Below are 11331 nucleotides of genomic sequence, written 5' to 3'. Positions count from 1 at the left end.
TACTCTTTATCAAGTCCGCTCACCGGGGAACCTGCATGCCCGTCCACGTTATCGACAGCCTTGGCACCCTTGCACCTGCCCAATGGGATGCGCTGGTGCCAGGCAATCAGCCGTTTCTGCGCCATGCGTTTCTTAGCTCGCTGGAAGACAGCGGCAGTCTTGGACCGCGTTCAGGCTGGCGTCCCGAGCATGTGCTGCATTACGAAAACGATCAGCTGGTTGCTGCCTTGCCGGCCTATCGAAAGTGGCACTCGTATGGGGAATACGTATTCGATCACGCCTGGGCAGATGCTTGCCGACGCGCCGGAATCGCGTATTACCCCAAGCTGTTGGTGGCCGTGCCGTTCAGCCCGGTCGGTGGTTCGCGTATTTTGTCGGCCACGCCGCAAGGTGGCATGGAGTTGCTCGGCGAGCTGCCGGCTTACCTGCAGAGCGAAGGGCTGTCGAGTGCTCACGTGAACTTCACCGACCCGGCTGCTGATGCCCTGCTTGAGACACAGGCGGGCTGGCTGCAGCGGATCGGTTGTCAGTTCCACTGGCATAACCGGGGCTACCGGGATTTTCAGGACTTTCTTGATGCATTGAGTTCGCGCAAGCGCAAACAGATGCGCAAGGAGCGTGAACAGGTCGCAGGGCAGGGCATCGCGTTTGAGTGGCTCGAAGGGGCGCAGATGAGCGAGGTGCTGTGGGACTTCGTCTATGCGTGCTATTCCAACACTTACGAAGTACGTGGGCAGGCGCCTTACCTGACCCGCGAATTTTTCAGTCTGCTGGCTGAACGCATGCCCGAGTCGATCCGTGTGGTGATTGCCTTGCAGGGCTCACGCCCTGTAGCGATGGCTTTCAGCCTGATCGGCGACGACAGTTTCTACGGACGCTACTGGGGCTGCCTGGCCGAGTTTGACCGCTTGCATTTCGAAACCTGTTTCTATCAGGGCATGGATTGCGCGATTGCTCACGGCCTGCAACGATTCGACGCAGGGGCCCAGGGTGAGCACAAGCTGATCCGCGGGTTCGAGCCGCAGATCACCCGATCATGGCACTACCTGATGCACCCAGGACTGAAAGACGCCGTCAGCGAGTTTCTTGAGCAGGAGCGAGTCGGCGTAATGGCCTACGCCGAGGAAGCACGTAGCGCATTGCCGTATCGGCAGGTGGAGTAGCAGTAGCGGATCAATCACTGCCTCTCGTTCCTCGCGCGTGCGAAGCAGAGTTAGATCTCGTTCCTCACGCTTTGCGTGGGAATGCATTTCTGGACGCTCTGCGTCCGCTGTTGAGTGTGCAGAGCGGTACAGACTTGTGACGCAGAGCGTCACGAACTGCATGCCAACGCGCATTGGCACGATAATCAGTTGCAGTCCGCTCAATCCATCCCCACAAACCCGCCGGTCTGGTGCTGCCACAGTCGTGCATACAGCCCGCCACGTGCCAGCAATTCGGCGTGGGTGCCGGTCTCGGCGATCTGGCCTTTTTCCAGAACCACCAGACGATCCATGCGCGCGATGGTCGACAGGCGGTGGGCGATGGCGATAACGGTCTTGCCCTGCATCAACGTTTCCAGGCTTTCCTGAATAGCCGCTTCGACCTCGGAGTCGAGCGCCGAGGTGGCTTCGTCCATGATCAGGATTGGCGCGTCCTTGAGCAGCACGCGGGTGATCGCTATGCGCTGGCGCTGACCACCGGACAATTTCACGCCGCGCTCACCGACATGGGCATCGAAGCCGGTGCGGCCTTCCGAGTCCGACAGCAGGGGGATGAACTCATCGGCGCGAGCCTTGTGAATTGCTTCCCAGAGCTGTTCGTCGGTCGCATCAGGATTACCGTACAACAGGTTTTCGCGAATCGAACGGTGCAGCAGCGAGGTGTCCTGAGTGATCATGCCGATCTGCGCACGCAGGCTTTCCTGAGTAATCCCGGCAATGTCCTGGCCATCGATCAGAATCCTGCCGCCTTGCACGTCATACATGCGTAACAGCAGGTTCACCAGCGTCGATTTGCCTGCGCCTGACGGCCCGATCAGGCCGATCTTCTCGCCCGGTTTTATGTCCAGGTTGAGGTTGTGGATGATCCCGTTGCCATTGCCGTAATGAAAATCGACGCCATCGAATCTGACACCGCCTTTGTCTATCTTCAGCGGCAGGGCGCCAGGCTTATCGTTGACCGTGACTGGCTGCGAAATACTCTGCAGCCCGTCCTGCACGGTGCCGATGTTTTCGAAGATGCCGTTCACCACCCACATGATCCATCCGGACATGTTGACGATGCGGATCACCAGCCCGGTGGCCAGCGCAATTGCGCCCACCGAGATCAGCGACTGGGTCCACAGCCACAGCGCCAGGCCGGTGGTGGTGACAATCAATATACCGTTCATCGTGGTTATGGTCGTGTCCATCGAAGTTACGACACGGCCGGCCAGTTGACTTTTCTCGGTGTGATCGCGCATCGCTTCGCGGGCGTACTGCTGCTCGTGGTTGGTATGGGCGAACAGTTTCAGGGTGGTGATGTTGGTATAGCCGTCGACGATCCGGCCCATGAGCCTGGAGCGCGCATCGGACGAGTCCACCGAGCGTTGCTTGACCCTCGGCACGAAATACATCAGTGCGAGTATGAACGCGACAATCCAGGTGCCCAGCGGGATCATCAGGCGCCAGTCCGCCTCGGCGAACAGCACCATCGCGCTGATGGCGTAGATCAGCACGTGCCAGAGCGCGTCCACCGACTGCACGGCTGAGTCACGCAGCGAGTTGCCGGTCTGCATGATGCGCTGTGCGATACGTCCGGCGAAATCGTTCTGGAAGAAGTTGACGCTCTGTTTGAGCACGTAGCTGTGGTTCTGCCAGCGAATCAGGTTGGTCATGCCGGGGCTGATGGTCTGGTGAACGAGCAGGTCGTGCAGGCCAACGAAGATCGGGCGCAGCAGCAGGGCCACGACCATCATCCAGATCAGCTCGGAGCCGTGAATACTGAAAAAATCCTTGGGCGGCGTGTTTTGTGCCAGATCGATGATGCGGCTCAGGTAGCTGAACAGCGACACCTCGATCAACGCGCCGATGAGGCCTACCACCAGAAGCGCGGTGAACGTCGGCCAGACCTGACGAAGATAGTAGAGGTAGAACGCGAAGACAGTGTTGGGCGGAGCAGGGGTAGGCGCGTCTTTGAAGATATCGATCAGTTGTTCGAAACGACGATAAAGCATTGGCTATCAGACCCACGCGACGTGGGCTCTCCTTGATAAGTGGAGGCTCTCCCGTCCGGACCGCATGAAACCCGAAGGCCCCATGCGGTGCAGGTTTCCTGCTCAGTCGACGCGTTTGGCGGACTTGATCAGGATCGGGTCTAAAGGCACGTTTTGCATGCCTTTCTTGTTGCCGGTCCGGGCGTTGACGATGTTGTCGACCACGTCCATACCTTTGACGACCTTGCCGAACACCGCATAACCGAAGTCACGGGTGCCGTTGTCGAGCATCGCATTGTCGTTGGTGTTGATGAAGAATTGACTGGTGGCCGAGTTCACATCAGATGTGCGGGCCATGGCGATAGTGCCACGTACGTTATGCAGACCGTTCTGGGCTTCGTTCTTGATCGGATCCTTGGTTGGCTTCTGAACCAGCTGCTGAGTGAACCCGCCGCCCTGAACCATGAATCCCGGAATCACACGGTGAAAAATGGTGTTGCTGTAGAAGCCGCTGTCCACATAACCCAGGAAGTTCTTGGTGCTGATGGGAGCCTTGGTGTCTGCAAGCTCGATTTCGATCTGGCCGAAGCTGGTGTCGAGTAACACATGCGTGGCTTTGTCTTGAGCAGCCATCAGGTTGGCAGCAAACAGTACGGAGCAGGCGGTGAGGGCGATTTTTTTCAGCATGTGGCAACGAGTCCTTCAGTAAGAGATATCGACTGTGGCCGGCAAGGTAACCACGTTTGGGTTTTTTTGCCCAGTGCGGCGTTTGACGGTCTGCAATGCTTCACGCGAGCAGCCTGCGCAACAAACTGCGCACGATTTTCAGACCCCGGTGCTTCCGATGAATTCCAATAGCGTGCTATTGAACTGTTCCGGCTGGTCCAGTGGCGTGGCATGTCGGGAGTCGTTGATGACCACCAGCCGTGCAGAGGCGATCCGTTTGGCGTAGGCCTCCTTCAGCGCTACCGGAGTGTAGTCATGGCCGGCAGCGACGATCAGCGTCGGGCAGGTAATGCGTTGCAGCCGGTCCTCCACACCCCAGCCGACGATGGCATCGAAGCTGGCCAGGTAGGCGCGTTTGTCATTTCTGCTCCAGCGCTCGGCCATCTTGTGCCGCAGTTCAGCCTGCTCGGGCCTGGGGAACAGCAGCTTGCCCAGCGCCTTGCCGAGCGTTTTCATGCTGACCAGACGAGACAGCGTCCAGCGTCTGGCCCATTGGCACAGGTCGGCAAGGCTGCGTATCTTCACCTGCGGAGCACTGTTGACGATGCTCAGACTCTTGAGCAGGTGCGGCTTATCTACCGCCAGTTGAAACCCGATCATCCCGCCCATCGACAGGCCGACCAGGTGCACAGGCTGCAGACGCAGATGCTCGATTAGCGCCTCGACATCGTTGCTCATGGCCTGGATGCTGTAGCGCCCGTGCGGTTTGTCCGAGCGCCCGTGACCGCGCATGTCCATGACGATGACGCGGTAGTGCCTGGCCAGCGCCGGAACCTGGAATTCCCAGTCCTCGCCACTGGACCCCAGCCCGTGCAGGAGCAGAACAGGTTCGCCCTGACCATACTCTTCATAGTGCAGCGAACAATCGTCATGCTCGAAAAACGCCATGTGCCGACTCCTGTCAGGCTTGTTGCGGCGCGCCAGGCGCCGTCAGGGGGGCGGTGTCGAAGGTACGAATCAGGTCGATCAATATCTGCGTGGCCGGGCCAAGCGGCTTGTCTTTGCTGGAGTACAGATAGAACGTCGGGTTGCGGTTACCGCCCTTGTCCAGTGGCAGGGGCTTGAGCAGTCCTTCGCGAAGTTCGCGTTCGATCATGTGGCGCGGCAGCCAGGCGAAGCCCAGGCCATTGCTGACAAAGGTCGCCGCAGTGCCGAGGCTGCCGACCGTCCAGCGTTGCTCCGCTCCCAGCCAGCCGAAATCCCGGGGTTGCTGCCGACCGGAATCGCGAATGACAACCTGCAACTGACTTTCGAGATCCTGAAAGGTCAGCTCGCGATTGGCCAGGTGCAAGGCGTGCCCCGGGTGCGCGACGGCGACGAATTCGACGGAACTCATTTCCGTGCCCAGATGGCCTGCGATGCTGTAGCCGCTGATGGCCAGGTCTGCCACGCCTTCAAGCAGCACTTCCTCGACACCCGACAGCACCTCTTCGCGCAGGCGCACGCGGCAGCCGCGGCTCTGCGGCATGAATGCAGTCAACGCCCTGACCAGGCGCGCCGAAGGATAGGCGGCATCGATGACCAAACGTACCTCTGCCTCCCAGCCCTGTTCCATATGGTGAGCGAGGTCTTCCAGCTGGCTCGCCTGTTTGACCAGCTGTCGCGAGCGTCTGAGCAGGACGCCCCCGGCTTCGGTCAGTACAGCCTTGCGACCGTCGATGCGCAACAACGGCACGCCGAGTTGTTCCTGCATGCGCGCCACGGTGTAACTCACCGATGATTGCGAGCGGTGCAATGCCTCGGCGGCCTGAGCAAAACCACCGTGATCGACTACGGCTTGCAACGTGCGCCACTGGTCGAGCGTCACGCGGGGCGCTTTCATGCTGTATTTCCTCTTTGATCTGCTGACTATTGTTCTACTCTGACAATCCCGTCCCGGAGAACACCGAATGAATCGACTGTGCTGTTTACTGCTGGCCATACTGCCTGTAACGGCCTATGCATACCCCATCGACGTGGAGAAACAGTATCAGGGTGTGAGGGTCGACTACGTGACCCACGATGTTTATCACGACACAGGGTCGATCACCGTCACTAACTACGGTGACGTAGACGCCAAATGTTCAGTGATGTTCACCAATGGGCCGGAAGCACCGCGCACCCGACATGTGCAGATCGGTGCAGGCAAGAGTGTTGACGTGTCGTCCAGATTCAATCGCAGCATTATCAAGTTGCGCATCAGACTCGCCTGTCAGCCAGCCGGAGAGTAGAGCGTCGGCCCGGTTGTCATAGCTCCATAGCTATCGTTCCTCACGCTCCAGCGTGGGAATGCCTTGGGTGACGCTCTGCGTCACAAGATCTGCGCCGCGCCGCACGCCCAGGATCGGACGCTGAGCGTCGGCACGATAATCATCTCAATCAGACGAGGATGTCGGCTGCTTGCAGGCTCTGTACGCCAGTCAGCTGGATTTCAAAGTCTGCCTCGATGTTGTCATCCACGTTGCCGTACAGCACGCCATCGGCAAAGCGAAGCTCGCCGGTGTTGCTGGTGCTGAACGCCGCGTTGCCGATGAACGTGAACGCATCGCGGGTATCGGTAAGCGTTTGTGCATCGAAGCCTGTGAAATCCAGCTTGTCACCTTCGCCCGCCTTGAAACCATTGATGATGTCACGCAAGTCGTCACGGCCCACCTCGTCGAGGCTGTTGAACACATAGCGGTCAGCGCCGGTGCCTCCGATCAGGGTGTCCGCCCCCGAACCGCCGATCAGGACGTCGTCACCCGCACCACCGGACAATGTGTCGTTGCCATTGCCGCCGTTCAGAACGTTGGCGTTCTTGTTGCCGGTCAGCGAGTCGGCAAACTGGCTGCCCGACAGGTTTTCCGTGCCCTTTATCGTGTCCAGTCCGGAGCCGCCGGTCGTCTGCACGGCGCTGGTATTCAGCGCCACTGTGACACCTGCGGTGGCGAACAGATAAGACACCGTGTCATTGCCGTCGCGACCGTCGAGGACATTGTCGCCAGTGCCTGCATACAGCACGTTGTCCAGCGTATTGCCGGTTGCATTGGCAGCGCCCGAAGCGGTGATCACGATGTTTTCCAGGTTCGCACCCAGCGTGTAGCTGCTCAGCGCGCTGTACACAGTGTCGGTGCCGCCGATCTGCTTATCTGCATTGGTCTCGACCACGCGGTCGGCTGCATCGTCAACGTAGTAGCTGTCTGATCCGTCGCCGCCGGTCAACAGGTCAGCGCCCGCTCCGCCGTCCAGAACGTTGTTGTTCGCATTACCTGTCATGACGTTTCTCAACGCATTGCCGGTGCCGTTGATGGCGGACACACCGGTAAGCAGCAGATTCTCCACGTTGGCGCCGAGTGTCCAGCTGACTGAAGACACCACGGTATCGACCTGCGATGGCGAGTCATTGCTCTCGGTGACAGTATCAAGCGCGTTATCGACCACGTAGATGTCGTTGCCGTCGCCACCCGTCATGTCGTCGGCGCCTTGGTCGCCGTCCAGTATGTCGTTGCCGGCACTGCCGACCAGGGTGTCGTCGTCACTGGTGCCGAAGATATGACCGCCTTCGTTCTGCCCGGCATCGAAGATTCTTGCCGGGTCGTTGTTGTCGCTGGAATCGCCACAGTAACCCAGGTCATTGGCGATGAAGTCGGCCAGTCGCTGGCCGACTATTTCTGCTGACTCCTCGTGCAGGTGCCAGACGTCGTCCGGATAAACAAGCGGGTTGACCTCGTAACGCAAGGGCAGGTCGGTGTAGTCGACTGCCAGCTTGACGTCGTTGCGCTCGTTGGCGATTGCCTCCTGTACGGCGCGGACATAACCGGCGCCTTCAACGATGGCACTGATCTTTTCTCCGGTGTAACCCCGCGCCTTGGCGGCCTCGGTCTGATAGTGACCGGTCTCGGCCATGTACACCGTGAAGTCACCGATTTGCGCGTGCAGGTAATCGAACACCTTGAGGGTCGACGCCTTGTAAAGGTCTGCCGCAGCCTGTTTGTCGGTGGCGCGGGCTATTTCCTGAGCTGCTTCCTCGCCCTGGCCCCAGATAATGCCTGTAGTGACCTTGTCGACAGCCGTCAGGGTTGCCAGTTGCGACTTCAGCAGCTCGGTGGCGCGCAGCAGTGCCGGGCCAGGCTGGTCGGTGTCGGTCAGCCACCACGAAACACGCTGCTCTTCCGGGCCTGCGGTCGAGTAGCCCACCACCGTGCTGCCGCCCACGGCGAGGTCGATGCCATCACCGTTGGCATCATTGAACTGGCTGCGCACGTCGTAATCGGTGTAGCGGGCCAGGTCCTTGACCATTTCCGAGGTGCCGGACTGGTTGTCGTCTTCAGTCATGCGCAGCAGGCGCGCATTGGACTGGCCCAGTGTTGGCAGATAGAGGATCTCCTGAGACTCACGCTGACCGAATACGAAGTCGGCGTTGGTCAGGGTATCGATCAGATTGCCGCTCAGAGCGATTTCAAAGCGATTGCCATCCGCATCCGAGTCGGCGGACTTGACGTAGGTCTTGTCCCCAGCCTCGTTTAGCGTCATGTACAGGGTGTGATTCTCGCCGTTGCCCAGCCCCAGAAAGCCCAGTGCGGAGACGTCTATCTTGTCCTGACCGGGGGTGAAGTCATAGATCGTGTCGGTGGCGGTCAGCCCGCCAGCGTCGTAATCGCGGTAGCTGTCGGTGAGGGCGCTGTACACGAACGTGTCGGCATCGGCTCCTCCGTAAAGGGCATCGCGGCCCGCACCGCCGTTGATCACATCGTCGCCGGTATCGCCGCGCAAGGTGTCGTCGCCGCCCAGGCCCAGCAGCGTGTCGTTACCCTCAGTGCCATACAGCGCTTCGGCATTTTCGGTGCCGGTAAGGATGCCTGGCGCGACGTTGCCCACAATGATGGCGAAGCTGTCAGCCACAGACGCGCCTGTCGCGTCGCTGGCCGTCAGCAGCACCGAGTAGAGCCCGGAGGCCGTGCCACCTGGCGTGCCGCTGAAAGTCAGGGTCTTGCTGTCGAATTTCAGCCAGTCAGGCAGGGCACTGTTGTCGGCGAGGGTCGCGCTGTAGGTCAGCGCCGAGCTGTCCGGGTCGCTGAAACTGCCGGGCTGCACCGCGTAGGAGAATGCATTGAGTTCGGTGACGTTCTGATCCATCAGCGGCGTATTGAGCACAGGCGGCTGATTGGTGGCTGAAGCGCTGGAGAAGACGAAGTTGGAGTCGCTCAGCTTGTCGAGCAGGTTGCCTTCCAGTGCGATCTCGAAACGATTGCCGGTGGTGTCGACTGCGTTGGTCTTGACGTAGGTCTTGCTGCCGTCGGCATTGAGCGACAGGTAAATGGTATTGGCGCTGCCATCGCCCAGCCCGCGCAAACCGATGTTGGACAGGTCGATGCGGTCCTCGGCGGTATTGAAGTCTGTGATGGTGTCACTTTGCTTGGTGCCGCTGGCGTTGTAATTGCGATAGCTGTCCAGTCGCGAGGTGTAGATGAAAACATCCGCGCCAGCGCCACCCGTCAGGATGTCGGCATCGGCCCCGCCAGTGAGGGTGTCCGCACCCGCTCCGCCATTTATGCGGTCTGCGCCGGCGTTACCGTTGATGATGTCATTACCTTCCGTACCGGTCAGGGTATCGCCACCAGCGGTGCCCTCGGCAACACGCTGAAAGATGAAGTGACTGGCATTCAGCGTGTCCTTCAGGTTGCCGTTCAGCCCCAGCTCAAACCGGTTGCCGCTGGCGTCGGCATCGAGCGACTTGATGTAGGTGCGGTCTAGGGTGGCGTTATAGCTGATGTTCAGCGTGCCGGCCTTGCCGCTGCCCAATCCGGTGAAGCTCAGGTTCGACAGGTCGATGCGGTCCTGGCTGATATCGAAGTCAGACACCAGGTCCGTAGCGCTGCTAGTGGCCGTGCGATAGCTGTCGGTCAATTGATCAAAGCGAAAGGTATCGGCACCTGCACCGCCAGTAAGTTTGTCGGCTCCGGCCCCTCCGACCAGAATATCGTCCCCCGCGCCGCCATTCAGAGTGTCTTTGCCCGCCAGGCCGAGGATCAGTTCGTTGGCTGCGCCGCCGGTAATTGTGTCGTTGGCATCGGTGCCCTGCACGGTGACCAATGGAAACGCATCGCCCGCAAAGCTGCCCTCGCCGTAGACCAGGGTCAGGCCCTTGCTCGTATGGCTGATGGTGTTGCCGACGATGCTGTTGCGGTCGGTGCCGTTTTCGTCACGCTCGGCCACGCCGTAGGTGGAGTGGTCGCTGCCGGTGATCACGTTGCCGCGAATCAGATTGTCGCTGCCATTGAAGTACTTGCCGGAGACGCCCGAAGTGTCATCGTAGGACTGAATGATGACTTCCGGCACCGGCGCGCCGAGGGAGTTGTTGCTCAGCGTATTATCGAAAACATCCACGCCGGAACTGCCGTAAATGCGCACGCCAGCGCTGCCGTTGTGGTGAATGTCCACACCGCTGACCGACACCTGGGTGGACAGCTTGATCAGCACGCCTTCTGCACCGTTGCCGTACACCGCGCCGCCGGTGATGGTGATGTTGGCCGGCGAGAGAATGTTTTCGCTGCCGCGCTGCACCACGATGCCGGTGCTGCCGTTGCCGTATGCCACGTTGTTGCTCAGGGTGAAGTCGTGGGTGCTGGTGACCACGTTGAAGCCGTGACGATCGTTGTCATACGCCACGTTGTTTTCGAACACGCTGTCGCTCAGGTAGTCGGCGACGAAACCGTCCAGACCATTACCATGCGAGACGCTGTTCCTGATCACCATGTTGACAGTCTGCTCGTGCGGGTCGAACCCGTAGCCCGAGCAATCCTTGATCTCGACGCTGTCGAGGGTGACGTTCGAGTCCTTGCCCTCAGAGCCTGGAATGTAGCCGTTGAACCAGCCGTCCACCTTGCCGGTGGTTGCGTCACGGTTTCCGTCCAGCGTCAGGTTCTTCATGCCGAAGTCATGCGTTTCCTCGCCGTACGCCGAGCGCACGATGCCGGTGACCTTGGTGTCCGAACCGTCCGCGAGCTTGATGACCGTCTCGCCCATGCCGGCACCGGACAGGGTCACGTTGCTCTTGAGCATCAGGCAGCCGTCGGAAGGTTCCTCGCCGCCGGAAACGACGTATGTCCCCGCCCCCATGACCACTTCCCCGCCACCTGCCGCAGCGGCTGCGTCGATCGCGTCCTGAATGGCTGCTGTATCGTCAGTGACGCCGTCGCCCAGTGCTCCGAAGTCTTTTGTGTTGAATATCATGGTGTTACTCCAGGCGACGACGAATTTTGAAGAATTGAGTCAATATTGCAGCGTCGGGATGATAAGACCTTTTATTCAAGGAAAGTTGCTTGATATAGGCTATATTTTCGGCGAAACCGACGACATGTGCGTCAATAATGCAGCTGTCATATTTGTGACGGGTAACGCGGGGCGCGGCGACAGGTTGGCGTCAAAAAGCGGCGGCCTTCGAGTGGACAGTAAGTGACGCAACCGCTATG

At 59.7% G+C, this 11331-nt stretch carries 8 protein-coding genes; 3 read left to right on the top strand and 5 right to left on the bottom strand.

The window, feature by feature from the left end; all coding sequences use genetic code 11:
• The first annotated feature begins 35 nt into the window (after window positions 1–35).
• A complete protein-coding gene (locus I9H09_RS17855; protein WP_122347022.1) occupies window positions 36–1163 on the top strand; it encodes a GNAT family N-acetyltransferase in 1128 nt (375 codons plus the stop codon).
• A gap of 200 nt (window positions 1164–1363) precedes the next feature.
• Here the strand turns inward: I9H09_RS17855 and I9H09_RS17850 are convergent, their stop codons facing one another.
• The 4 genes from I9H09_RS17850 to I9H09_RS17835 all read right to left on the bottom strand — a co-directional run bounded on the left by I9H09_RS17850 (window position 1364) and on the right by I9H09_RS17835 (window position 5723).
• On the bottom strand, window positions 1364–3196 hold the full coding sequence (locus tag I9H09_RS17850) for an ABC transporter ATP-binding protein (RefSeq protein ID WP_122347024.1): 1833 nt from the start codon (window positions 3194–3196) through the stop codon (window positions 1364–1366).
• 102 nt (window positions 3197–3298) lie between these two features.
• The gene (locus tag I9H09_RS17845; RefSeq protein ID WP_122311537.1) at window positions 3299–3862 is read right to left on the bottom strand and encodes a peptidylprolyl isomerase; all 564 of its coding nucleotides are present in this window, start codon (window positions 3860–3862) and stop codon (window positions 3299–3301) included.
• Window positions 3863–4000: 138 nt separating this feature from the next.
• Window positions 4001–4789 carry an alpha/beta fold hydrolase gene (locus I9H09_RS17840; RefSeq protein ID WP_005889476.1) on the bottom strand — a complete coding sequence of 263 codons (789 nt, stop codon included), beginning with the start codon at window positions 4787–4789 and terminating at the stop codon, window positions 4001–4003.
• A gap of 13 nt (window positions 4790–4802) precedes the next feature.
• Complete coding sequence (locus I9H09_RS17835; protein WP_005889477.1) at window positions 4803–5723, bottom strand: LysR family transcriptional regulator; 921 nt, start codon at window positions 5721–5723, stop codon at window positions 4803–4805.
• A 67-nt stretch (window positions 5724–5790) separates the two neighbouring features.
• On the opposite strand from I9H09_RS17835, the gene I9H09_RS17830 reads away from it, so the two are divergent.
• Window positions 5791–6111, top strand: a complete 321-nt coding sequence (locus I9H09_RS17830; RefSeq protein WP_024669279.1) for a hypothetical protein — start codon at window positions 5791–5793, stop codon at window positions 6109–6111.
• A gap of 148 nt (window positions 6112–6259) precedes the next feature.
• Here the strand turns inward: I9H09_RS17830 and I9H09_RS17825 are convergent, their stop codons facing one another.
• The gene (locus I9H09_RS17825; RefSeq protein WP_122323997.1) at window positions 6260–11092 is read right to left on the bottom strand and encodes a M10 family metallopeptidase C-terminal domain-containing protein; all 4833 of its coding nucleotides are present in this window, start codon (window positions 11090–11092) and stop codon (window positions 6260–6262) included.
• On the opposite strand from I9H09_RS17825, the gene I9H09_RS17820 reads away from it, so the two are divergent.
• Complete coding sequence (locus I9H09_RS17820; protein ID WP_147468028.1) at window positions 11079–11318, top strand: hypothetical protein; 240 nt, start codon at window positions 11079–11081, stop codon at window positions 11316–11318. The two genes, I9H09_RS17825 and I9H09_RS17820, sit on opposite strands and share 14 nt — an antisense overlap.
• Window positions 11319–11331 lie beyond the last annotated feature (13 nt).

The sequence above is a fragment of the Pseudomonas tremae genome (genome assembly GCF_023278125.1).
Classification (GTDB): domain Bacteria; phylum Pseudomonadota; class Gammaproteobacteria; order Pseudomonadales; family Pseudomonadaceae; genus Aquipseudomonas; species Aquipseudomonas tremae.
Note: the sequence above shows the minus strand (reverse complement) of the source record. Positions and strands in the feature narration are given on the sequence as shown.